The sequence below is a fragment of the Halomonas sp. KO116 genome (assembly GCF_000734975.2).
In the GTDB taxonomy this organism is placed as follows: domain Bacteria; phylum Pseudomonadota; class Gammaproteobacteria; order Pseudomonadales; family Halomonadaceae; genus Vreelandella; species Vreelandella glaciei.
On record NZ_CP011052.1, the window covers coordinates 1,726,846 to 1,751,005 of the forward strand.

A 24,160-nucleotide genomic window follows, 5' to 3' on the forward strand; every position below is an offset into this window, starting at 1 on the left:
TCACTGACCTCCAAAGCCGATGTCGTAGCGTTTTTGCAGCCGGGCAAATATCCACTCGGAGACGCTGGCGATCAGCAAGTAAACTACGGCGACAGGGAGCAAAAAGGTAAACGGTTCGTGGGTGGCGCGGGAGGCTTCAGCGGCGACGCGCACCATGTCGGTGAGGCCGATAACGGATACCAGCGCAGTAGTTTTGAGCAGGACCATCCAGTTGTTAGACAGCCCAGGCAGCGCATGGCGCATCATTTGTGGGAAGCGAATGCGGCGGAATACTAAGCTGCTGCTCATGCCATAGGCTTTGCCCGCTTCGATCTGCCCGTTATCCACGGCCATAAAGGCGCCACGGAAGGTTTCGCCCATATAAGCGCCGAAGATAAAGCCAATGGTCAGCACACCGGCAGCGAAGGCGTTGAAGTTAATGTAGATGTCGATGTCGTAGTTGTAATACAGCATATCGCTGATGGCGTTGACGCCGATTTGGCCACCAAAAAACAGCAGCATCATCAACACGAGATCCGGCACGCCGCGAATCAGCGTGGTGTAAACCGTAGCCGTGCGCCTTAAAAACCAGTTGCGCGACATCTTCGCGGTGGCGGTTAGCAGTCCCAAAATAATCGCTAAAATCAGCGATAACACCGCCAATTGAATAGTCACGCCAGCCCCCTCGATCAGTCGGGGGCCATAACCTTGCAAATCAATCATGGTGAGCCTCACGGATCAGTATTTGGGAGCCAGAAATTGCTGTAGGCGCGGTGATTGCGGATTGCCTAGCACTTGATCCGGTGGGCCCGCTTCTTCTACCAAACCCTGGTGAAGGTAGATGACTTGGCTGGAGACATCGCGGGCGAAGCTCATCTCGTGGGTGACGACCACCATGGTGCGGCCCTCTTCGGCCAGCCCGTGCATGACCTTCAGCACATCGCCTACCAACTCAGGATCCAGGGCGGAGGTGGGTTCATCAAACAGCATAACCTCAGGGTCCATCGCCAGCGCCCGCGCAATGGCGCCACGCTGCTGCTGCCCGCCGGACATCTGCGCCGGATAGGCATTGGCGCGGGCACTTAAACCCACACGATCGAGCAGGGCGTGAGCGTGTTCCAGGGCTTCTTTTTTGGGTTTTTTCAGTACATGAATCGGCGCTTCAATGATGTTTTCCAGCAGCGTCATGTGAGCCCACAGGTTGAAGCTTTGAAACACCATGGAGAGCTTGGCGCGCATTTGTACTACCTGTTTCCAATCTTCAGGTTCGCGGCCGTGCTTGGTGGTTTTAAAGCGAACCGGTTCGCCGTGGACAATGAGGTCGCCATCGTCGGGCTGTTCAAGCAAGTTCATGCAGCGCAAAAAAGTACTTTTACCCGACCCAGAGGCACCAATCATGGTAATCACGTCGCCCTTTTGGGCTTGCAGTGAGAGACCTTTCAGAACTTCCGTATCGCCAAAGCGTTTTTTAATATTACGCACTTCAAGGGGAGTAGGCGTAGCGGCCATAACATTGGCTCCAGTACAGAGTTGCCGCAGCAACTGGTTATCAATCAACAACAGGCTGTGATGCGGCTGGCGCGAAAAAAGGGGCGATTCTAGCAGGCTGGACGCATAATGCGCGCCCTACTTATCACATTAAACACTCGACGTTAGTTGTATCAACGCCGAGCAGCCTGTTATCGCCTCACCATTATTATTGTCAATCTCTCTAACGCTAGGGTGGTCTTTTGGAGGGCCTTAACGCTGAACCCTACGTAACCGGTGCCACCAACAGTGCCGCACGGGCACCCACTTCTACACTGGCGTTAGGGAAGACCACGTAAAGGGGCGTATCACCCACTCGGAATTCTCCAGCTTCTCCATCTTGTGCCAGCAGCGTGCCAGGCTCAAAACGGTTGAAGTTGGCCGTGTCTTCGGCAAAACAGAGCTGAAAGTCATCTGAGTGGCGAATCAGCTCATGCTGTACCTTAAAAAACTGCATTTGCGAGGCTGGCCGGTGGGCCGGGGAGTGCCCTTCACTTAACGCTGTGAGCAGGGCACACATAGGTTTTAGAGACGCCATATCGTTTTGACCGAAGGGCGCCACGCGGCCCAATTCAAACGTGAAGGCCTGGGCGGCGTGATAGTGCTTGCTGTAGTGGGAGAATGTCCAGCTGTGCTGATGTTGGTGTAGCACCGCCTGCATATCCGCAGCGGCGAGCCAGTCCCATTGCTCAGCGTCGGTAGAGGAGTCGGCAAAAGGTTCGACAACGAAGCGGGGATAACGGCTATCCCGGATGGCGGTGTGTAGGTCGTAGTGCAGTTTGGGTAGCCCTGAATGGCGGGTGTAAAAGTCATCCACGGCGGCCATTAATGTTCGGGCGCGTTCTGGCTCTTCGCCTTCGGCGTGTAATTCACGCTTAAACAGCCGGTTCAGGTTAGTGGTGATGAAACGCTGCTGTGCTTTAAGTGCGGGTAGGTTCCCAAGGATGACCAGCACGGGCGCGCCAAGTATGGCGCTACCGGCTTCCAGGCGGCTGAGCCATTCACCGATCAGTTCAACTGGCGCGGTTTCATTACCGTGGATAGCCGCTGAAAAAATGCACGCGTGAGCCGCGTGGTTTGCCGTATTAGGTATGAGCTCCAAAACGCCCGGTGCATACAAGTGGTAGCTACCGCTTGGGAAAACGCCTTGCTTTTGGTCCGGGAGCTGCCCGTCAAGCGACCAGTCGAGCCATTGCCCTAGCATTGTCAGCTCCTTAGTCTCTGTTTTTAGTGTCGTTGTCGTTATAAAAAGTGAGCCTAGCATTACCACGCTAACCGTTTGCCACAAGACACTAGGTCGTTCGCATGTAAAAGCCCAGCGTATTCGTGAAAAGCATAAGGAAACCGGCATCAAAAAAAGCGCCCATGCGACGCATGAGCGCTTTTTCAAGCTGCGTGTCGGGTTACGCTGAGCGCTGACGCTCCATTTCCTGCTGATACTCACTGGCAAGGGAGGTTTTTTGATTGTCTGGTAGGCCTCGGCCAGCCAGCTGGAACACTTCCTGCTCTTCTTCGTCGAGGTGGTGAGTCACTAAATGCTGTAGCTGTTTAGCATGGGTCAGCCAATGAGTGGCGCTGTAGTCGGTTTCATCGAGAAGTTCTATAAGCTCATCAATTTCATGATGTTCGGCCACGCTGTGACGAGCCTTTTCCTGGGTCAAATCCATTTCCATTAGCGGAATATAGAAAGCGCGCTCTTCGGCTGCGGCATGACCGTGCAGCTCTTTTTTCACTTGCTGGTAGAGTGAGTCGCGCTCGTCGCTATCTCCATGAGTCTCAATCAAGCGGGCAAGCAGATCACGCTGAATATCATGATCCTTGCGCAGGGCTTCAAAAATCGTCATTCCAGACTCCTTGGATACGTTTAGGTAGGCAAGACCAAAGCTAGTGGGGGTTTGCGTAAAGTGCAAGCTGGCGTTCGTCGATGAAATCGATGCCCGCGGACGAAAACATTCGCTTTTATCTACGCTTGAGTGCGCTATGTTGTGGGTACTGTTTATTGAGAAAGCCCAGTGCACTGCTAGGTTACCTATAAGCCACACATCGCTAAGGAGATATCCATGACAAAGGTTCTGGTACTTTATTACTCCATGTACGGTCATATTGATACGATGGCGCACGCCGTTGCAGAGGGCGCAAAAAGCGTCAGCGGCGTTGAAGTCACCGTTAAGCGAGTGCCTGAAACCATGCCCGCGGAAGCCTTTAAAAACGCAGGCGGCAAGCAGGATTACGATACGCCGGAAGCTACGCCACAAGAACTCGCTGATTACGATGCAATTATCTTCGGTACGCCAACCCGCTTTGGTAATATGACCGGGCAAATGCGTACTTTTCTGGATCAAACTGGCGGCCTATGGGCTAATGGCGCACTTCGTGGCAAAGTTGCCAGCGTGTTTACGTCTACCGGTACGGGCGGTGGTGATGAAATGACCATTACCTCTACGTGGACCACGTTGGCTCACCACGGCATGATCATTGTACCGATTGGTTATGGCCTTGAAGAGCAGTTCGATATTTCCAAAGTGAGCGGCGGCACGCCTTACGGCGCAGCGACCCTTGCGGGCGGCGATGGCTCTCGCCAGCCCGATGAGCGCGAGCTCAAAATTGCTCGTTTCCAGGGTGAGCTAGTCGCTAAGACAGCGGCTAAACTAGCTAGCTGATGAAGTGATAGTTCATAACGTAAAAGCCTCGCTGGCATTGACCAGCGAGGCTTTTTTTATGGGTGATATCAACACCGCTAGGCGCCGCGGGCTGCAGTGTAAATGGTGTAAACGGATTGGCTGGCGGTCATAAATAACCGGTTACGATTCGCACCAGCAAAACATACATTGGAACAGACTTCAGGCAGCAAAACCCGCCCCAACAGCGTGCCTTCCGGCGAGAAAACCACGACGCCATCAATGCCTTCGCCACCGTTGGCGCTCGACCAGATATTGCCATCCATGTCGCAGGTCATGCCGTCGAAAATGGTATCTTCGCTGGTAACGACCACTTGGCGGTCACTGACGCTTTTGCCATCTTCGCCAAGCGACCAGCGAATGATTCGCGCGGGCTCGTCAAAATGGGTGGGGGCACTGTCACTGGCGTAGAAACCCTTGCCATCCGGTGTTAGTACAATACCGTTGGGTTTAAAAATATCGTCGGTCAGTAGGATAGGTTCATCAAGGCTGTCATCGACGTAATAGATAGCGGTTTCAAGTTCCAGATCACGCTTCTTGCCCTCGTAGTCGAAGTGGGCGCCGTAACCGGGATCGGTAAAGATTACACCACCCGACGGGAGCGCCACCACGTCATTGGGGGCATTGAGTGGCTTGCCTTGATAGCGCTCGGCAAGCACCGTGGTGCTGCCATCCCATTCGTAGCGTAACACCCGAGAAGGGTAGTGCTCGCAAGCAATTAGCCGGCCCTGGTGATCAAAGGTATTACCGTTAGAGTGGCCAACGTTGTCTCTTAAAACGCTGACCTGGCCAGTCGCTTCGTCCCAACGCATCTGCTTGGCTCGGGGGATATCGCTGAATACAACGTAACGGCCCACGGCATTCCAGGCCGGCCCCTCTGTCCATAGCCCGCCACTCCAGTGGCGCTCCAGCGGGCTATTAAAAATCATGTAGTCACTGAAGCGCTGATCCTCAACTTTCCAGGCATCAATGGGGTAGCGAGCGGGAGCGGCCCCTGGCGAGGTCTGCATGGCAAACAGCTGGGGGGAGGTGCCGACTGCGGCCAGAGCGGCCGTTGCCGAGAGAAACTGACGGCGTCCAAGTTTCATAGCATTGTCCTGAGTTTGTTTGTTGATGTTGTTATGAGCGAAGTGAAACTGACGTTTTCTTCACCTTCAGGACAAATGTAGAACATAAGCGTGTAAAAAACATACATTGTCTGCCCGGTTGGACTCAGCTGGGCAGACAATCGCTATAGCAGATGACGTCAGCGTGTAATAGCGTCAGCAATTGCCTTGCCTAAGCTTTCCGTTGTGCCTTGGCCACCCACATCGCGGGTGAGAACTTGGCTGTCGCCTGCGCTCAACACTTCCTCAATGGCGCTTACCAGCCCATCACCGGCTTCCTTGTAGCCAAGGTGCTCAAGCATCATGGCACCTGACCAGATCTGGCCGATAGGGTTGGCGATGCCTTTACCAGCGATATCCGGTGCGCTGCCGTGTACCGGCTCAAACAGGCTGGGAAAGTGGCCTTCCGGGTTGATGTTGGCTGATGGCGCAATGCCGATCGTGCCGGTACAGGCGGGGCCCAAGTCGGAGAGGATATCGCCGAATAAGTTACTGCCCACGACCACATCGAACCAGTCTGGGTGAAGGACGAAATTGGCAGTCAGAATATCGATATGGAATTTATCCACCGCGATCTCAGGGTAGCCTTTTGCCATTTCGACGACGCGCTCATCCCAGTAAGGCATGGTGATGGAAATGCCGTTGGACTTGGTAGCAGAAGTAAGCTTTTTGCGCGGGCGGGTTTGGGCCAGTTCAAAGGCGTACTTCAATACGCGGTCCACGCCGGTGCGGGTCATGACCGTGTCTTGAATCACCACTTCACGGTCAGTGCCTTCAAACATTTTGCCGCCAACGCTTGAGTACTCGCCTTCGGTGTTCTCACGCACCACATAAAAATCGATATCGCCGGGTTCGCGGCCTGCCAACGGGCTTTTAATGCCGGGCATCAGCTTGCAAGGGCGCAGGTTGATGTACTGGTCGAACTGGCGGCGGAACTGCAGCAGCGAGCCCCATAGGGAAATATGGTCGGGTACTTTATCGGGCCAGCCAACTGCGCCATAAAACAGTGCATCGAAGCCATTTAACTGCTCAAACCAATCATCCGGCAGCATCTTGCCATGTTCGAGGTAGTAGTCGCAGCTACCAAACTCAAACGTAGTGAACTCAAGCTCGATATTAAAACGCTTGGCGGTTGCCTCAAGGGCACGAATGCCTTCGGGCATAACTTCGGTACCAATGCCGTCGCCGGCGATAATGGCGATACGATGAGCCATGGTGCTTCCTTCTCTTGTTAGTGGCTGACAATTGCTGGTAAGTACTGGGTCTGGCAAGTACTGAGTAGAGTGTAGCGGCTATTTTGGTGGAGATAATCAGGCTACTATTCAAGCTATTGTTGCGTAAAAGTGGAGAGTGGCTAAGGGGTGTATGGCACAACTGGATGATTTGGCGTTTTTTCAGCACCTGGCACGGGCGGGCAGCTTAACGGCAACCGCCCGTGAATTGGGGCTATCGCTCTCCGCCGTGAGTAAGCGGCTGAAACTTTTAGAAGCGCGTTTGGGGGTTGAGCTGGCTGCCCGTACCACTCGGCGGCTGACGCTGACGGCGGAGGGCGAGCGCTACCTTGCCCGTGGCACGCTCATTTTGGATGAGCTTGCCGAGCTGGAGAGCTCCCTGGGTGAGCGTTCCAACCAAGCTCTTAGCGGTCGGTTGCGTGTTAATGCCACGTTTGGCTTTGGTCGCCGCCATATTGCGCCGTTACTGTCGTGTTTTTGTGCCGAACACCCTGAGGTGGAGGGCTGGTTAGAGCTCACCAACTTTCCGCTCAATTTGAGCGATCACGGCTTCGATATTGGCATTCGAGTGGGTGAGCCCCCGGAGTCGCGCTTAGTCGCGCGACGCATTTTAGCGAATCGACGCATACTCTGCGCATCGCCTGGCTATATCGCTCACTCGTCGCCCCTTCAGACACCGGCTGATTTGCAGCAGCATGCTTGCTTAGTCATTCGCGAGAACGACAGTGATTTTCCGCTATGGCGCTTTGAACGTAGCGAGCCGTCCAAAAAGGAGCAAACGGTAAAAGTCAGTGGCCGGTTAGCCAGTAATGATGGTGAGGTGATCACCCGTTTGGCGTTGGACGGCCATGGCGTGATGCTGCGCTCTTGGTGGGATGTAAACGAGCACCTTGCCAGTGGCGCGTTAGTTGAACTGCTGCCTGGCTGGCAGAGTGTGCGCGCGGACTTCTTTGCGGTCTATGAGCAGCGCAGGCATGTGCCCGCCCGGCTGCGTGCTTTTATTGCCTTTGTTCAGCAGGAGATGGCGGGGCGGGTGTCGGCGCTGCCGGAGTCTTCCTGACTAGCGATTAGGGCAGGCTTCGCCCTGGGCGACATCGATCAGTTCATCGGTGGGGAAGTCCAGCTCGGCTGCTCGCTGGCGCAGGCTGGACTCCGTCGCGCTGTCCATTTGCGGTGTGCGCGACAGTATCCACAGGTAGTCTCGGTTAGGGCCCGCTACCAGCGCCCACTGGTAGTCATCGTCAAGTTCAAGAATGTTATAGCCGCCGTAAAAGGGACCAAAAAAGCTCACTTTTAAACGGCCCACATTTTTATCATCAATAAAGTAGGCGCGGCCTTCGGCTTCATCCCACGCTTGCTCTTCCAGGTTGTAGCCACGGTTGATGACGCGTACGCCATCGTCATCGCGCAGGCTATAAGTGGCGGTGACGCAATCAAGGCCACGCTCAAATGAGTGGTCCAGGCGCGCTATCTCGTACCATTGGCCCAGGTAGCGATCTAATGCAAAGTCACTAACCGGCTCGGTTCCCTCGGGAATGCCGGTGCAGCCGGTAAGTAAAGCCATACTGATGACGCTGCTTCCTAGCAAATGTTTCATTGAAGCGCTCCTTGGCGATGAGTCTTTGGCGTTCGGCTATGTTGTGTACTATCAGACGTTACATTCTGTCGTCATTTTGCCATATAAGAAGGACACGCTGATGACGTGTCGCTAATGAGATAGCAAACACAGGAGTGTTTATGTGGTGCCAACAAGAAATCCATTTACCCGAGGTGGCGCGCGGTTTCCATCTTATTACCGATGACGTGGCCAGGGCGCTGCCGTTTTTAAACGATGTTCATATTGGCACGCTGCACCTTCAGTTGATGCACACCTCCGCCTCGTTAACGCTTAACGAGAACACTGACCCCGATGTGCGCCACGACTTAGATGCCTTTCTGCGCCGTCTGGTGCCGGAAGACTTGCCCTATTTTCGCCATACGCTGGAAGGCCCTGATGATATGCCAGCCCACGTGGCCGCCAGCCTGCTGGGCACTCAGCTCACTTTGGCCGTGCGTGACGGTCGCCTAGCGCTGGGCACCTGGCAGGGCATATGGCTGGGGGAGCATCGTCATCAAGCCGGGCCGCGGCGTTTATTGGCCACCCTAAACGGGTGTGCCGCTGGTTAACCTGGGGGCATCACCTGAACGCGGGGTTGCTGTATAGTTAGGGCGTTTTAAGGCTTGAGCCGCTGCAGTAGCGGTTCATTCTGCATTTACCATGGAAAAAGCGCTTTTAAATGCCACGACGCTCCGTTTTTCATCTTTCCCGCCAGCGATGGTTGCGGCTGTTTTTCTTTCTCAATCTTACCTTGGTGGGTGTGCTCATTGCGCACCAAATTTGGTTATACGTGGCGGAGCCTGAGTTTGAGTCAGTCCATACGCTTCAGGTGGCGGATATTCGCGAGGTATTGACGGAGCGAACCGACTACCGCTTTGCGGTGGTGGGTAATATCAATAACTCGGTGAGCGTCTTTCAAGATGAAATTGTGCCGCTGATCAACCAGGGCGGCATCGATTTTCTGATCTCGGCGGGTAACGCCGTTAATGGCGGGCGACAAGAGAGCTATCAGGCGATCTATCACAGCTTGGAACAGCTCAATGTGCCTTACTTGCTAACCTATGGTGATAAAGAAGACAGTGACTTTGGTAGTTACTTGTTTTATGAATATTTTGGCCCGCATTTTTACTCCTTCGTCGCGGGCGATAGCCACTTTATCTTCCTGGACGGTACGGGCAAGTCATCTACCTCCTGGCAGCTTGATTGGCTTTCAAGGGAACTGGCTGCATCTGACGCGCAGCATCGGTTTTTGTTTATTGGTTTGCCGCTGCACAACGTAGTGAGCGATGCGCCGCTGTTTGAAGCCGACAACTATCTCAATGACCCCCGGCTGGCCGAGGGCATCATGGCGCTGGCGGAGGAGTATGATGTTGATACGGTGTTCTCCGCTAACCTAACGCTCTTTTCAGAGCAGACGATTAATGGGGTGGATTACGTCACCACGGGCGGTGCGGGCGGTATCCTGATTGATGCCGACAGCAGCTTTCATCACTACGTGATCGTCGACGTAGAAGGTGAGAATGTCGCCATTGCACCGGTGCGTTTAAATGTGGATAGCCCCGGTTGGTGGCGGGTAGTGAGTAGCGTTGGATCAACGGTTTACGCCTTCTTTTACGTCAGCTATACCCGCTTTTTACTGATTGTTGGTTTGCTGACGCTGTTAGCGCTGCGTTTATATCGGCTGATTTTTGAAGACCGCCATTATTATCCCGATTTTGATATTGATCCGACGCCTTTCCTGGGTAAATCACTTCGAGTGGCGATGGTATCCAATAATTACTTTCCGTTTGTGTCTGGCGTATCGGTGTCGGTGGACCGTTTGCGCAATGGTTTACGTGATTTAGGGCACTCGGTTCAACTGCTAGTGCCCCGTTATCGTGACGCATGGCAGGACGATAAAGCGATCAAACGTATCCCGACTTTGATGGCGTTTGGTGAAAAGAGGGAGTTCCGTTTAACCAACCCGTTCAGTGTGCGCTTTCGCCGCTGCCTGCGTGCCTTTAAGCCCGATTTGATTCATGTTCATCATCCTTTCTGGCTTGGTTCCATGGGGCTGTTTATGGGGCGTCGGCTTAAGGTGCCGGTGGTCTACACCTATCACACCCGCCTGGAGCACTATGCCCACTTTGTACCGTTACCTGGTGCGCTTTTTCGGAATTTGATCTCGCACTCTCTGATTAAGCACTTTTCTAACCGCTGCCAAGGGGTGATCGTGCCTACCTACTCCGCAGAGGAGTATCTACGCATGATCGGGGTTAAAACGCCCTCGCTGGTGCAACCCACGGGAATTGATGTGGAGCGTTTCGCGCATGTCGAGGCGGGGGAGTTGGAAACGCTGCGTGAGCGGCTAGCGATTGATCCCGCGCGCAAAATATTGATTAGCGTCTCGCGGATAAGCAAAGAGAAAAATATTGGCTTTATGCTGGAAGCACTTGCCGAGCTGCAGAACCAAGGGCACGAGGATTTTCATCTGCTGCTCATCGGTGATGGGCCAGATCGTGAGGCCATTCAACATCAGATCGATACCTTAAAACTGGCTGCACGGGTAACGTTAGTGGGCGCGGTGCCGCCTGACCAAATGGCGCTTTACTATCACCTAGGCGATATATTTGTGTTCGCTTCTACATCGGAAACCCAGGGGATGGTCATTTTAGAGGCGATGTCGGCGGGCTTGCCCGTGGTGGCGGTTCGCTCAAGCGGTATTGATGATGTGGTGCGCCAGGGGGTGAACGGCTTCAAGACGCCGCAAAATCGTCAGGCGTGGGGGCAAAAAGTCGTCGAGCTAAAAGATAACGCAGAGCTACGCCAGCAGTTGGGTAAACAGGCCAGCCACTTTGCTGAAGAGTTTGATATTGCCAACTTTGCCACCGCGGTAGCCACCTTTTACGCCGAAGTGCTCGCTAAGTATCACTCCCCTTCACGCTGAGGCCGTTTTTTGGCTGCTTGGCGGCGGTTGGCATCTTGACGCTGACTGTTATAGTACTTAAGCCCGGCAAGTAGGCCAACACCAGCGGCAAGCCCTGCGCCTGCCAACACGAGTTCTTTTGTGGAGGCCGCGGTGAACAGGGCGCCTAACTGGCTACCCAAAAGAATCACCGCTGCGAGCCCTGGCACAATGCCGAGGGTGGAGCCGATCATATAATCGCGGAACTTAAGGTGGAAAGCGCCTGCCAGCATATTCGTCAGTGTGAACGGGGCGAGGGGCAGCAGGTTAATGACCGTCATGGTGCGAATGCCACGCTTGGATAAATAGCCCGAAAGGCCACGTAAATGACGGCCGCCATAGTGCATCAGCGCCTCTCGACCTAGCCAGTGACCTACCCAATAAGACACTACCGATGAGGTCAATGTGCCGAGCGTGGCGTACGCTAGCCCCCATACTGGGCCAAACAGTAAGCCTGTCACCACCACCAGTAGGCTAAGTGGGAACATCACCAGCAGCGCGCCAGCGTAAACGGCCATCACCGCCGCAAACATCCAGGGCGCGTTACGCCACTGGCGGATGGTATCGATCAGCTCGCTCAGGTGCGCCTGGGTTAGTAGGTCATAGCGCTGTAGCAAATGCCACATAACGCCTAACAGCACGACGGCTACCAGCAGGCCAACGCCCTTGCTCAATGTTCGCGACATGCCCATTCCCATCGACTAAAAAAGCGCTAGCATACGCTAGCCGTGCGATGGGATGAAGGCGCTTTAGGCGAACGATTAGTTGTTGAGTTCTGCTTCAATCACCGGCCAGGCGGGCTCACCGTCGGTGGTGGTCACGTCAGCCAGCATGGCTTCAATGCGCTCGGGGTGATCAACGATCCACTGCTCGGCGACCTCGGCAAGATCGCGCTCTTCCTGACCAAATGCCTGAATCATCCAGCTCTGCTCTTCGGCGGAGAAGGTGAATTGCTCAAAGAACGCCACGACGTTGGGATTAGCGTCAGCATAGTCACTGCGCAGAAGGGTCAATACGTCGCTTTCACCGTTGTTCTCACCGAACAGATCTTCGGGATCTTCCAAGTAGCGCATCGGCAGCTCAAGGTTCATCCAGTGAGGCGTCCAGCCTACCCAGACAATCGGCTCTTCCCGGGAGATCGCATTGCGTGCGGCGGAAAGCATGGCGACTTCGCTGGTGTCGACCAATTGCCAGTCTCCGAGTCCCCAGGTGTCGTTATCAATGGCGTTGTTAAGAATTTCGCTGGCCGCCGAGCCAGCACCGAAACCATGAATCTCGCCATCCAACTGGTCGCGGTAGTCATCAAGGTCGGCAAAGCTTTGCAGGCCGTCATCAAAGAGATATTCAGGTACCGCCAGAGTCATTTGTGCGCCATCGACATTGTTCGCCACATCAATGAGCACGCCCGACTCTTTGCGGGGATTGAACATCTCGCGTTGGGCAGGCAGCCAAGCACCCAGGAAGACGTCTATATCGCCGCTTTCAATACCCTGATAAATCACCTGCAGGCCGATTTCCTGGACGCTGGTCTCGTAGCCGAGCGGCTTCAATAGCTGCTCAGCAATAGCGGTTTTAACCGTAATGCCGGGCCAAGAGGGTACGCCGAAATCGAGGGTTTGATCATCAGCTTGTACGTTCGTGCCCAATAGTGCCGTGGTGGCAAGGGCAATGCCCGAGATGAGAGGTTTAAAATGTGTCATACGATCTCCTTGCTAGTTTTTGTCAGATAAACGCTGTGGCTAGATAGGTGCTTAAACTCGAAAGCCGCTAAACATTGCGGGCTAGCACGCGAAGGCGTGAGGCCAGCATATCGCGGTCTAGATAGGTGCCTTGTAAATGGCGAGCGCCACTATTGGGGTCGAATTCGCGGCGTCCGTGCAGTACGCGGCGGTTATCAAATGCAATCATCTGCCCAGGGCGAAGGGAGAACTCCAACTGGTGTGCTTCGCTGTGAAATAACTTCCACAATAGGGCATAGGCGCTATACCAAGCATCCATTTGCTCTACCGGTAAATGAAGTGCGTCGCGAATCCAGTTGTTCAAGCGCATCTCAACCAGATTGCCTGCGCTATCCAGCGTAATTACCGGTGCCCGCATAGAGATATCGTGGGTCTCATCCTGAAAGCGAAAATCAATTGGTGTCTCGCTAAGAATGGCTAACGCCGTAGGGTCTTGCTGACGCAGCGCTTCGACAACCCGCGCTCCATCGGCAAATAGCGATTCGCCGCCGCTGGCTTCGTTCTGCAGGCAGTAGAGCAGCTGAATGTCCGGCGGTTGGCGCCAGTTGGGTAAGTCGATATGCAGCGGCAATCCTACCGCGGTATACGCCGCGTTATTGGGGTTGGGCTTAGAGCGCACATCAAAGCGGGCACCAAAATTGGTGGCGCGCAGTGGGCCAATACGCTCAGCCAGCCGGCTGACTTCTTCTTCTACCAAAGGGCCGTCGGTGATCAGCGCCAGGCCATCGCGCAGCATAGCGGTTAACCAGGCTTTTTCGCCTTGGGGCGTGAGGAAGTCGCTATGGTTTATGCGCTCAGGCGCGAAGTTATCGACCCACGGTTTGGCATTGGGGACGGCTGAGGTAAGGCTCGCCTCTGGCCGGCGCTGATAAAGCCAGCCGCTGTGAAATGCACTAACGTGACCGTCCTGCCAGTTCAAATGCAGGTGGCCATCCAGTAGCGCCACGGTTGGCGGCTCGGAAATCGCTTCAAGCGGCAGGTAAAGCCGTTCACGGGTCTGCGGATGACGGCAAGCGTGGCAGGCACAGTGATCGCGTAGCCAGAGCAGGGGCAGGGTGGTTTGCTCGCCATCTTGCCACTCAAGTGCAACACCGTGTTGGGTGAGCATTGCCTGAGTGAGTGCGGGGCCGGTTTGGTAGGGGGTTAATTCGCCCATGTCTGGGGCTTGAGCGTTATTTGTCGTTGGTATCGTTGCCTTCGTTTGTAGCGCGCTATTCATGATGACTCCGAATCGCTCCCTTTGCGGCAGAGCCAGATGGCTGTGCGTTAGGGGGGTGTGCTTAAGTGCTAACCAGGATGGGGAGTAGCAGCGTCAGTGACAAACGATTAATCTGGCCCCTAAGACATCATTTTATTTATAGGTCTCTTTTTCATGAGTCAGTTACCGCCATTGTTATGGCTGCAAGCCTTTGAATCCGCAGCGCGTACATTAAGCTTTACCGCTGCAGGCAATGAGCTTGGAGTAACCCAGGCGGCGATCAGTCAGCGCGTTCGGTTGCTGGAAGACCGTGTCGGGCAGAAGCTGTTTGTGCGCCATGCCCGCAGTTTAACATTAACCCCAGCGGGGCAAGCGTGGCTGCCGAGTATTCATGACGCCTTTGTCCGAATCAGCGAAGGGACCTTGGAGGTCTTTGGTAGCACAACCGAGCAACCGGTCACACTGCGTGCCACGCCTGCCATTCAGCAGTCGTGGCTGGCGCCGCGTCTGATTGCCTTCCATCGCGCCCACCCGCAGGTGGCGATTCGTGTGGTCAGCGCTATCTGGCCTGATGACTTTGGCCCTGAAGGGGCTGATATCGAGATTCGCTATGGCAAAGGGGAGTGGACCGGCGTTGAAATGCAGCCGCTAGGGGAAGAGCATCTGCTGCCGGTGTGCTCCCAGGCCTTGGCAGAGACGCTCTCTGCGCCGAGTGATCTGGCCGGGCACACGCTGCTGCACGCCGTGGGGTTTGGGGTGGGGTGGCCGGGCTGGTTGCAGGAAGCGGGTGCTGCCCATGTTGAGGCGCAGTGTTGGTCGCTCACTTGCGATAACCAAGTCATGACGTTGGCACTGGCCAGCCAAGGTGGCGGCATTGCGCTTACTCACCGGCGTTTAATGGAGCAACGTGGCGATTTAGTGGCGCCCTTTACTATTAGTGTGCCTAGCGACGAGCGCTTTTGGCTGGTACGGCCAAGCCGACGCCATGTTAGCGATGAAGCAGGGTTGGTCTGGCAGTGGCTGTGCAACTCGATGGGATGAAGAGCCATGCCGGTTGCGACTTCCCGCTGGCTTGACCGGTGAATGTGTGAAAAGGATGTGAATAAAACAGAGCACCCTCGGATAATTCGATTTAATCGAATACAAGTCGGAAAACGTTGCGCTTTTGCTTATCGGAAAGCGCCGTAGAATAGCTTCCAATTCATCAACCTAATGATCCTTGGAGCTATCAATGACGACGCGTGCCCTGGTAATCACCTCTTCTATTCTGGCGGAAAACGGCCAATCCGATGCGCTGGCTAATCGCTTTATCGAGCAAGCTAACGCTCGTGACGGTATCAATGTCACCCAACGTGATGTGGTGAAAAATACGCTGCCTCATCTGGACATCAACGAGCTGGGCGCCTGGCAAGTGGCGGCTGCAGAACGCAGCGCCGAGCAACACGAGTTGGCTGCGCATTCGGAAACGCTGCTGGCAGAGCTGCGTGCTAATGATGTGCTGGTGATTGCAGTGCCGATGTATAACCTGGGTATTCCTTCGCAGTTGAAAGCGTGGTTTGACCGCGTGCTGCGGGCTGGAGAAACATTCCGTTATACCGAAAATGGGCCTCAAGGCTTGGTAGAAGGCAAGCGGGCGATTATTCTGGCAGCCCGTGGCGGCCAGTACGCAGGGACCGAAATGGATAGCCAAACGCCGCACCTCAAAGCCATGCTCGGCTTGATGGGGATTAAAGATACCCAGGTGGTCTATGCTGAAGGTTTGAACATGGGTGAGCAGCATCGCGACGCTGCGCTCAAAGAAGCTTTTCAGGCGATTGATCAATTGGTTGAGGGGTTTTAAGCCTCCTCTTGCGTTAGAAGGAATTCCACATGCCCCGGCCCGAATTACTCGAACAGATTTACACGATTGTCGATCAGATTCCGCCGGGCCGTGTGACTACCTATGGCCGCATTGCAGCAATGACCGAAGGCGCTACTCCGCGCATGGTGGGTTCGGCGATGCGCCACCTGCCGGATGGCCACCAATTGCCTTGGCATCGCGTGATTGCATCCTCTTTAAAGCTTGCGGATCACGGTGGGGCAGAGCGCCAATACCGCAAGTTACGCGATGAAGGTATTCTGTTCGATGCCAAAGGCCGCGTACCCGCGCATCTTGTTTGGCCTGATTGAGCTGCGCGAAGCCCTCACTGTCATTGTGAGGAGCTCGCGACGAAGCAATCTATGCCGCGGAGACAATTAACTCTAGTTGCTTCGCTTGGCTCAATGAAAGGGACTCCTCCCCTCTCGAAGCTTCAGCGAGCTACATTGATAGTTGAACCACTTCAATGCGGAGGGGAAGAGTCATGAACAAGCATAAGATAATCGGTATTGATCTGGCAAAGCGTGTTTTCCAAGTGTGTGTTGTCGACACTCGCCGCCCGCGTGTTCAGGTCAACAAAGAGCTTAAACGGCATCAGGTCTTGGATTTTATGCGCCGCCAACCGGCCTGTCGGGTATTTATGGAAGCGTGCGGTGGATCGCATTATTGGGCGCGACAACTGCAGGCCCTCGGCCACACCGTTGCCCTCATATCGCCCCAGTTTGTAACGCCCTTTCGCAAGGGGCATAAGACAGATGCCAATGACGCGCTCGCCATTGTAGAGGCCGGGTTGCGCCCTGATATGCGCTTTGTACCGCTCAAAAGCGTCGAGCAACAGGATATTCAGAGCCTGCACCGCATTCGGGAAAGGTATATTCATCAACGCACCCAGTTGATCAATCAGGTTCATGGCTTATTACAGGAGTACGGGATTATCAGCGGTCGTGGTCAGAAGGCATTAAAGCAACGTGTCTGGCGCGCCCTAGAAGATGCCGACAACGAACTCTCAATGCTGATGCGTGACTTACTCGCTGAACAAATGACGGAGCTGGATCGGCTCAATGAGCGCATTCAGTCACTGGATAAGCGCGTGGAGCAGATGAGCCGTGCGGTGATGCCTTGTCGCCAACTGTTGGCGATTGAGGGAGTGGGGCCGGTGGTCGCCACCCAGCTCTATAGCGCCCTCGGTAACGGCGACGCGTTCAAGAAAGGTCGCCAAGCGTCAGCCTATCTGGGGTTAACCCCGACACAACACAGCAGTGGTGGCATCGCGAAGATCAAGGGCATTGGCCGAACGGGGCAAATCTCGCTGAAAGCCGCCCTGATACGTGGCGCACACTCGGTCATCAACACCGTGGGTGACAAACAGGATGCTAAAAGTCGTTGGCTACGATCCCTGGTCGCTCGCGTTGGCAAGAACAAAGCGGCTGTCGCGTTAGCGAACAAGACAGTGCGAACCGCCTGGGCGGTTCTGCACAGCGGACAGTCCTATTGTAGAGAGTTTAACGACGGTTCCGCGCTGATGGTGAGCTAAGCGGTAGCACCATCAGCGGCTAAGCGCCGACAGGCGGCTACCTTGTTGCCGGGCAACGATCGATGAAAAACAGGTCAGACCGACCTTCTCAAAACCTGCTCATTGCGATGGCTGAAAAAGCCTACGCCTCGTGGAGGAGAGAAGGTGCGCGACGTTCATCAGGGTCAGGGGATAGCGTCCCCATTGAGAGACCGACTATACGCACGCATCGGCTTATGTTGTTCATCATCGTCGCTTGCAACCGGGGAGGAGTCCCTATACGCAATGACATTAGCGAAATCTGGCGCGAACACAAAACACCGCCCAAATTGGGCGGTGTTTTGTGTTTATGAATGGCGTTGGTGAGTTTTCTCACGGTTCATTTCACTCTTCCAGGTTAGCACCCGATTTCCACGACCAGTCGCGCCAGCGTAAATCAAACAAATCCTTGCGGCGGTCCTTCAAGTTGGTCACCGAGCCTTCAGCACGCACTACCGTCAAACGGGTCAAGTCCAAGTCCGAGAAGAAGATCATCTCGGTATTCGGCGTGGTTTCCGCCAGCACCGCATCGTGGGGGAAGGCGAAATCAGAAGGTGAGAACACCGCGGATTGCGCGTACTGGATATCCAGGTTTTCAATCGAGGGCAAGTTGCCGACGCTGCCGCACAGCACCACGTAGCACTCGTTTTCAATTGCCCGCGCCTGAGCGCAGTGGCGCACGCGCAGGTAGCCGTTTTTGGTATCGGTCCAGAAGGGTACGAACAGGATGTCCATGTCCTGGTCGGCCAGCAGACGACCAAGCTCTGGGAATTCCACGTCATAGCAGATCAGGATGCCCACTCGCCCAGCGTCGGTATCGAACACCTGCAGCTCATCGCCACCCTCAATGACCCAATCGCGGCGCTCTTGAGGTGTTATATGCAACTTGGCCTGGCGCTCAACGCTGCCGTCGCGGTGGAACAGGTACGCGATGTTGTAGAGGCGGTCATCCTCACCGACCTCAATCATCGAACCGCCGACAATGTTGATGTTGTAGGAGACCGCCATGCGCGAGAGTTCCGCTTTAAAGCGCTCGGTGAAACCCGCCAAAAAGCGAATGGCGCCCATTTGATCCTGCTGGGCGGCGCGGTCTTGAAGGCCCATCAAGGGGGCATAAAACAGTTCTGGGAATACCGCAAAATCGCTCTGGTAGTCAGACAGCGCATCAACAAAGTACTCAATCTGCTGAAGCGCGGCTTCCACTGAGGAGAACTCACGCATTTGCCACTGCACAGCACCTACCCGTACTTGGGTAGGCTTGTTGTCGAGCACACTGGCAGCAGGCTCAAACAGAATGTTGTTCCACTCTAGCAGGGTAGCGTAACCGCGCGACTGTTCATCTTCCGGCAGGTACTTACGCAGCAGGCGCTTAACCTGAAAGTCATTAGCCTGCTGGAAAGAGAGAATCGGATCGTAGATCTCTTTGCGTGAGACTTTATCAATGTACTGAGCGGGCGTGAGTTCATCAGCGTGCTGGTGATACTCGGGAATTCGCCCACCGGCCAGTATCGCGCGCAGGTTCATGGAGCGGCACAGCTCTTTACGCGCTTCGTAAAGGCGGCGGCCCAAGCGATAACCACGGTAGTCTGGGTGAATTAACACATCCAAGCCGTACATGGCGTCGCCATCCTCATCATTGAGGATGATCTCGCGGTGGCCGATCAGGTCATCGTATTTATGCGGGTTGGAAAATTCGTCGTAATCCACCTGTACGGTGAGCGCCACGCCCACCAGCAGTCCATCGTCCTCAATGGCGATTTGGCCATCAGGGAATTCCTGAATTAATTTGTCGATCGTGCGCTTTGGCCAAGCTCCACCGATATCGTGATAGACAGCGTCCATCAATGCCTTGAGCTGATCGTAGTCATCGCTCATTAGGTTGCGCAGATTAAGATGCAGTTCTTCCAGGGACATATCAGGGCTTCCCAGCGTCAGAAGTAAACGCCCATTCTAGCATTATTGGGCGTTGCTCGGCTTATCTGGTGTTAACTCGCGGGTTAACGGCCGTGTCAGTGTTTGCGCCATGATCACCCCGGCAAGGATGAGTAGCCCGCCTGCAAAGTGGAAACCAGCCACTCGCTCACCTAAAAAGATCATGGCAATGACTGCGCTAAATAGCGGCATCAGGTTGATAAAAATACTCGATTGATTGGCACCGATTTGACGTACCGCCCGCATCCATAGAAACGTAGTGATGACTGAGGCGGGAATACCTGCATAGAGAATCAAGCCGATATTCTGCCCATCAATCGGCGTCATTGGCCCCATTAAATAGGGCGGCAACAAGAATAGGACGGCGAAACAGACTTGGGCGTAGAGCATGACCCAAGGCGGTAAGTTCATTGACCAGCGCTTGAGCATCACGCCATATAGCGCGTAGCAGGTGGCTGCGACCACCATCAGTGCATCGCCCAGGGCGACCTGGAGTTGCAGTAGCGAAAGCGGATTGCCACGCCCTAGCAATACGGTGACGCCCACAAACGCCAGCACCCCGCCCAAAATACCGCCTAAAGTCGGTGGTTCGCGGAGAATAAGCGCGCTAAGCAGCACCGTTAGCAACGGCACCATGGCGGCAAGAATGCCCATATTGGTGGCGGTGGTGGTTTCTGCCGCCACATAGGCAAGCCCCTGCCATAGGCCCATGCCGAGTAACCCGAGTAGCGCAAGCTTCGGCCATTGGCGACGAATCTCGTCACGGTGACGCAACACCGCAGGCAGCACAAAAGGCGTCATCACCGCGAGTGCTAATAACCAGCGTAAAAAGGCGATACTACTGGGCGCAATGGCGCCTACGCTAAGCTGATTAATGGTCATATTGCCCGACCATATCAATACAGTGGCGAGCGGCGGCAAAAAGTAAATTAAGGGCATAGCAACTGTTCCTTATCGTTAGCCGGGTAATGTGACGCGGATTCGCGCGTTGGGCAAGCGGTTGGCAAAAGATCGAGGGACTAGATTGAAGGACTAGATCTAAGGGCTATACGTGATGCTCAGGATGTCATACGCTTGTTTGAATTTGCCTTGCAACGCTACTAATAAGATTCAGGAGACCCGTGATGACCCAGACGCCCGCCTATCCGCATCTTTTCCGACCGCTAACGATTGGTCATTTGACGCTGCCTAACCGCGTCTTAATGGGCTCGATGCACACCAATTTGGAAGAGGCGCCGAATGGCTTTGAACGGCTAGTCGCCTTCTATGCCGAGCGGGCGCGGGAGGGGGTTAGCCTGATTGTCACTGGCGGTATCGCCCCCAATGCAGAAGGCGCGGTTTTTCAGGGGGCCAACGCGCTTGTTGGCGAAGCGCAACTGTTGGAGCACCGCCAAGTGGTTGATGCGGTGCACGCTGAAGGCGGCCACCTATGCATGCAGATTCTGCACGCCGGACGCTACGCCTACTCACCGGATCTCGTAGCACCTTCGGCGATACAGGCCCCGATCAATCCGTTTATGCCACGGGCGCTAAGTAGCGACGAGGTGGAGCAGCAAATTGCCGACTACGTGCGCTGCGCGAGTCTGGCCCAGCAGGCAGGCTATGACGGCGTGGAGGTGATGGGGTCTGAAGGCTATCTGATTAATCAGTTTATTTGCCAACGCACCAATCAGCGCGAGGACGAGTGGGGCGGGGCGTTTGAAAACCGCATGCGCTTTGCCGTGGAGATTGTGCGTCGTGTACGCGAGGCAGTAGGTGAGCGTTTCGTGATTATCTTCCGACTCTCGATGATTGATCTAGTTGAAGAGGGCAGTACCTGGGAAGAGGTGGTTACGCTTGGGCAAGCGATTGAAGCTGCTGGCGCTAATGTCATTAATACTGGTATCGGCTGGCACGAAGCGCGGGTACCCACGATTGTGACTAGCGTGCCACGAGCGGCCTTTACCGAGGTGACTAAGCGCATCAAGTCGGCGCTCTCGATTCCATTGATCACCACTAACCGCATCAACATGCCCGAGGTCGCCGAGCGGGTGCTGGCAGAGGGCCACGCCGACATGGTTTCCATGGCGCGGCCTTTTCTGGCTGATCCCGCCTGGGTGCGTAAAGCCCAGGAAGGCTTAGCAGACGAGATCAATACCTGCATTGCCTGTAACCAGGCTTGCCTGGATCACACCTTTGCCGGCAAGCTGACCTCCTGTTTGGTTAATCCCCGCGCCTGTCATGAAACCGAGCTGGTAATAGAGCCTGCGCAAACGAGTAAAAGAGTCGCGGTGGTTGGCGGCGGCCCGGCGGGGCTGGCAACGGCTGTGACGGCGGCCAGCCGCGGGCATAACGTGGTGCTGTTTGAACAGCGCAGTGAGCTCGGCGGGCAGTTTAACTACGCACGTAGAATTCCTGGCAAAGAAGAGTTCAACGAAACCTTGCGCTACTACCGCGTGATGCTAGAAAAGTATTCGGTAGAGGTGCGCTTGAACACCACGGCAACCGCAGAAACGCTTGCCGATTTTGATGAAGTGGTGCTATCCACCGGCGTTCGACCCCGCGAACTAAGCCTGCCGGGCCACGACCATTCAAAGGTACTGAGCTACGCCGAGGCGATTGAGTCGCCCGAGCGGGTCGGGCGTAAAGTAGCCGTGATCGGCGCGGGGGGGATTGGGTTTGATGTCTCTGAGCTGCTGACACACCAAGGACACCCCGCGTTGGATATTGCTGACTGGTGCGACGAATGGGGCGTTGATTTAGCAGTGGGCGAACGCGGCGGTTTAAAAACACCGACACCGCCAGACGTTCCCCGCGAGATCGTGATGCTGCAGCGTAAAAGCTCCAAACCGGGTAAAAACCTGGGTAAAACCACGGGCTGGGTGCACCGCGCCTCGCTTAAAGCCCGTGGGGTCACCACGCTAACGGGCTGCGAGTACCTCAAAATCGACGACCAAGGGCTGCATATTCGCCGCGAGGGCGTTGATCAAGTGTTGGCGGTAGACAGCGTGGTGGTGTGCGCCGGGCAAGAGTCGGTGCGGGAGTTACTGGCGCCGCTGGAGCAGGCAAAAGTAGCGGTGCACATTATTGGCGGTGCCGATGAAGCCAGCGAACTGGATGCTAAACGGGCGATTGAGCAGGGCACACGTCTGGCCGCTATCCTGTAATCGGGTCAAAACTTTCACTAGGTGTGAGGGCGGGTTGAAGAGAAAGTCTTTCGCCATGGCCGGAAAATGTTCCTGACAATGACGGCATTTCCGCCATCCATGGCGGTCAGATGGCGAAAGTAGCGCCCATGGATGGGTTTACAGCGTCCTCTCGGAAGTCTGCTCTCGACACCGATGTATTTGATATAGTTCTAGACAAGCTAGTAGAGCGGGTGACGTTTACCCATTAATGGCGATAGACTGAATGTCCTGTTATTAAGGGATTTCTTGGCCTGGCTATTAAGCATAGCTAGGCATTAAAGGCACTGGTGGCACCCAGCCTGTGCCGTAAGATCGCCAGATATAAGGACAACTGTCATGACCTCGGAGTGTAGCCCGCGTTTTTTAGCCAGTGATAACACCTCCGGTATTTGCCCGGAGGCGATGGAATATCTTTTAGAAGCCAACCGCAGCGATGATTTGGCTTACGGTAACGATACCTGGACGGCCCGTGCCGCAGATCGCTTCCGCGAAATGTTTGACTATGATTGTGACGTCTTCTTCGTTTTCAACGGCACCGCTGCTAACTCACTGGCCCTTTCAGCGATGGGGCGTAGCTACCATAGCGTTATTTGTCATGAGCTGGCGCATATTGAAACCGACGAGTGTGGTGGCCCGGAGTTCTTCTCCAACGGCGCGAAACTGCTGACCTCACCCGGCGCCAATGGCAAGCTTACCCCGGAAGGTATCGAGGCGCTGGTCACCAAGCGCAGCGATATTCACTACCCCAAACCCAAAGTGGTCTCGCTGACCCAAGCGACCGAAGTGGGCACGCTTTATTCCCGCGAAGAGCTGATGGCGATTCGCGCCATTGCTGATAAACATGACCTGCGGTTGCATATGGACGGTGCCCGCTTTGCCAACGCCTGTGCAAGTCTAAATGCCACCCCCGCTGAACTGACCTGGCAGGTGGGCGTGGATGCGCTGTGTTTTTCAGGTACCAAGAACGGTCTAGCGTTTGGCGAAGCGATCCTGTTTTTTAACCGTGAGTTAGCCGAAGATTTCTCCTATCGCTGCAAGCAGGCAGGCCAGTTGGCATCGAAAATGCGCTTTATCTCAGCGCCGTGGTTAGGGTTGTTAGAAAGCGGCGCCTGGTTAACCAATGCCCAACACGCCAATGCCATGGCGAGTTACCTCTCAGAAGGCCTGCAGGCGTTGCCGGGTGTCTCACTGATGTTCCCTACCCAGGCCAACAGCGTTTTCGTTGAATTGCCACTCCCGGCAATTGAAGCGTTGAAAGCCAAAGGCTGGACCTTCTATACCTTTATTGGCGCAGGCGGTGCCCGATTTGTATGTGCCTGGAACACCACCGTTGAATTACTTGATGAGTTATTAGCGGATATTCGTGCCGTGCTTGAGCGTTAAGCGCGAAAACAGTACCTCTTTTGCCGCTGTTTAGTACCTGCCATCTAGTTACGCCGTTGCCCTGGCAGCGGCGTAACTGCTCTAGTGCGCTCCCTTTCGTCGCCCGTTGCTTTATTTAACGCAACTAATCCCCTGAATAATTCTCTTAACTGTATCGCCGCTGCGTTGAAGGTTTTAGTCATCACTTTTTGCTAATGCTGACTACGCTAAAAAAAGCGACACCTCGTTTGGCACACCGTTGCGAAACACTTGGCTTGGCGGTGACTGC

General features: G+C 54.9%; 22 protein-coding genes. 10 read left to right on the forward strand and 12 right to left on the reverse strand.

What is annotated here, in order from left to right; genetic code table 11:
* The 4 genes from KO116_RS07965 to KO116_RS07980 all read right to left on the reverse strand — a co-directional run bounded on the left by KO116_RS07965 (position 1) and on the right by KO116_RS07980 (position 3,350).
* A complete protein-coding gene (locus tag KO116_RS07965; protein ID WP_035556743.1) occupies positions 1-702 on the reverse strand; it encodes an ABC transporter permease in 702 nt (233 codons plus the stop codon).
* 15 nt (positions 703-717) lie between these two features.
* Positions 718-1,488 carry an ABC transporter ATP-binding protein gene (locus KO116_RS07970; protein WP_035556746.1) on the reverse strand — a complete coding sequence of 257 codons (771 nt, stop codon included), beginning with the start codon at positions 1,486-1,488 and terminating at the stop codon, positions 718-720.
* Positions 1,489-1,732: 244 nt separating this feature from the next.
* Positions 1,733-2,710 (reverse strand): succinylglutamate desuccinylase, encoded by a 978-nt coding sequence (locus tag KO116_RS07975; protein WP_035556749.1) that lies wholly within the window; start codon positions 2,708-2,710, stop codon positions 1,733-1,735.
* A gap of 199 nt (positions 2,711-2,909) precedes the next feature.
* The gene (locus tag KO116_RS07980; RefSeq protein ID WP_035556752.1) at positions 2,910-3,350 is read right to left on the reverse strand and encodes a hemerythrin domain-containing protein; all 441 of its coding nucleotides are present in this window, start codon (positions 3,348-3,350) and stop codon (positions 2,910-2,912) included.
* 216 nt (positions 3,351-3,566) lie between these two features.
* Between KO116_RS07980 and wrbA the strand changes: the two genes are divergently transcribed.
* Positions 3,567-4,166, forward strand: a complete 600-nt coding sequence (gene wrbA / locus KO116_RS07985; RefSeq protein ID WP_008958954.1) for an NAD(P)H:quinone oxidoreductase — start codon at positions 3,567-3,569, stop codon at positions 4,164-4,166.
* A gap of 77 nt (positions 4,167-4,243) precedes the next feature.
* Here the strand turns inward: wrbA and KO116_RS07990 are convergent, their stop codons facing one another.
* The gene (locus tag KO116_RS07990; protein ID WP_035556755.1) at positions 4,244-5,272 is read right to left on the reverse strand and encodes an SMP-30/gluconolactonase/LRE family protein; all 1,029 of its coding nucleotides are present in this window, start codon (positions 5,270-5,272) and stop codon (positions 4,244-4,246) included.
* Between the two features lie 158 nt (positions 5,273-5,430).
* Complete coding sequence (locus tag KO116_RS07995; protein WP_035556758.1) at positions 5,431-6,504, reverse strand: tartrate dehydrogenase; 1,074 nt, start codon at positions 6,502-6,504, stop codon at positions 5,431-5,433.
* A gap of 151 nt (positions 6,505-6,655) precedes the next feature.
* On the opposite strand from KO116_RS07995, the gene KO116_RS08000 reads away from it, so the two are divergent.
* On the forward strand, positions 6,656-7,582 hold the full coding sequence (locus KO116_RS08000; protein ID WP_035556761.1) for a LysR family transcriptional regulator: 927 nt from the start codon (positions 6,656-6,658) through the stop codon (positions 7,580-7,582).
* Here KO116_RS08000 and KO116_RS08005 read toward each other — a convergent pair whose 3' ends face one another.
* Entirely contained in the window at positions 7,583-8,119 is a 537-nt protein-coding gene (locus tag KO116_RS08005; RefSeq protein ID WP_035556763.1) for a lipocalin family protein, read from the reverse strand.
* A gap of 140 nt (positions 8,120-8,259) precedes the next feature.
* Here KO116_RS08005 and KO116_RS08010 point away from each other — a divergent pair, with 140 nt between their 5' ends.
* On the forward strand, positions 8,260-8,688 hold the full coding sequence (locus tag KO116_RS08010; protein WP_035556767.1) for a secondary thiamine-phosphate synthase enzyme YjbQ: 429 nt from the start codon (positions 8,260-8,262) through the stop codon (positions 8,686-8,688).
* Positions 8,689-8,798: 110 nt separating this feature from the next.
* The gene (locus tag KO116_RS08015; protein WP_035556770.1) at positions 8,799-11,045 is read left to right on the forward strand and encodes a glycosyltransferase; all 2,247 of its coding nucleotides are present in this window, start codon (positions 8,799-8,801) and stop codon (positions 11,043-11,045) included.
* Here the strand turns inward: KO116_RS08015 and KO116_RS08020 are convergent.
* The 3 genes from KO116_RS08020 to KO116_RS08030 all read right to left on the reverse strand — a co-directional run bounded on the left by KO116_RS08020 (position 11,027) and on the right by KO116_RS08030 (position 14,021).
* Positions 11,027-11,749, reverse strand: coding sequence for a TVP38/TMEM64 family protein (locus KO116_RS08020; RefSeq protein ID WP_035556773.1), 723 nt, complete (start codon positions 11,747-11,749; stop codon positions 11,027-11,029). The two genes, KO116_RS08015 and KO116_RS08020, sit on opposite strands and share 19 nt — an antisense overlap.
* Positions 11,750-11,824: 75 nt before the next feature.
* Positions 11,825-12,763 carry an ABC transporter substrate-binding protein gene (locus tag KO116_RS08025; protein WP_035556776.1) on the reverse strand — a complete coding sequence of 313 codons (939 nt, stop codon included), beginning with the start codon at positions 12,761-12,763 and terminating at the stop codon, positions 11,825-11,827.
* Positions 12,764-12,830: 67 nt separating this feature from the next.
* The gene (locus KO116_RS08030; protein ID WP_144408576.1) at positions 12,831-14,021 is read right to left on the reverse strand and encodes a TauD/TfdA family dioxygenase; all 1,191 of its coding nucleotides are present in this window, start codon (positions 14,019-14,021) and stop codon (positions 12,831-12,833) included.
* A 153-nt stretch (positions 14,022-14,174) separates the two neighbouring features.
* Here KO116_RS08030 and KO116_RS08035 point away from each other — a divergent pair, with 153 nt between their 5' ends.
* The 4 genes from KO116_RS08035 to KO116_RS08050 all read left to right on the forward strand — a co-directional run bounded on the left by KO116_RS08035 (position 14,175) and on the right by KO116_RS08050 (position 17,392).
* On the forward strand, positions 14,175-15,041 hold the full coding sequence (locus KO116_RS08035; protein WP_035556779.1) for a LysR substrate-binding domain-containing protein: 867 nt from the start codon (positions 14,175-14,177) through the stop codon (positions 15,039-15,041).
* A 190-nt stretch (positions 15,042-15,231) separates the two neighbouring features.
* Complete coding sequence (locus KO116_RS08040; protein WP_035556781.1) at positions 15,232-15,840, forward strand: FMN-dependent NADH-azoreductase; 609 nt, start codon at positions 15,232-15,234, stop codon at positions 15,838-15,840.
* A gap of 29 nt (positions 15,841-15,869) precedes the next feature.
* Positions 15,870-16,169, forward strand: coding sequence for an MGMT family protein (locus KO116_RS08045; RefSeq protein ID WP_035556784.1), 300 nt, complete (start codon positions 15,870-15,872; stop codon positions 16,167-16,169).
* 173 nt (positions 16,170-16,342) lie between these two features.
* Positions 16,343-17,392 (forward strand): IS110 family transposase, encoded by a 1,050-nt coding sequence (locus tag KO116_RS08050; RefSeq protein ID WP_045812102.1) that lies wholly within the window; start codon positions 16,343-16,345, stop codon positions 17,390-17,392.
* A 363-nt stretch (positions 17,393-17,755) separates the two neighbouring features.
* Here the strand turns inward: KO116_RS08050 and KO116_RS08055 are convergent, their stop codons facing one another.
* Both KO116_RS08055 and KO116_RS08060 read right to left on the reverse strand, forming a co-directional pair.
* On the reverse strand, positions 17,756-19,324 hold the full coding sequence (locus tag KO116_RS08055; RefSeq protein ID WP_035565024.1) for a bifunctional GNAT family N-acetyltransferase/carbon-nitrogen hydrolase family protein: 1,569 nt from the start codon (positions 19,322-19,324) through the stop codon (positions 17,756-17,758).
* A gap of 42 nt (positions 19,325-19,366) precedes the next feature.
* Positions 19,367-20,281 carry a DMT family transporter gene (locus KO116_RS08060; protein ID WP_035565022.1) on the reverse strand — a complete coding sequence of 305 codons (915 nt, stop codon included), beginning with the start codon at positions 20,279-20,281 and terminating at the stop codon, positions 19,367-19,369.
* A gap of 185 nt (positions 20,282-20,466) precedes the next feature.
* Here KO116_RS08060 and KO116_RS08065 point away from each other — a divergent pair, with 185 nt between their 5' ends.
* Positions 20,467-22,488: an NADPH-dependent 2,4-dienoyl-CoA reductase gene (locus KO116_RS08065; protein ID WP_035565021.1), complete on the forward strand. Its 2,022-nt coding sequence runs from the start codon at positions 20,467-20,469 to the stop codon at positions 22,486-22,488.
* Positions 22,489-22,845: 357 nt separating this feature from the next.
* Positions 22,846-23,892, forward strand: a complete 1,047-nt coding sequence (locus KO116_RS08070) for a threonine aldolase family protein (protein ID WP_008958970.1) — start codon at positions 22,846-22,848, stop codon at positions 23,890-23,892.
* Positions 23,893-24,160 lie beyond the last annotated feature (268 nt).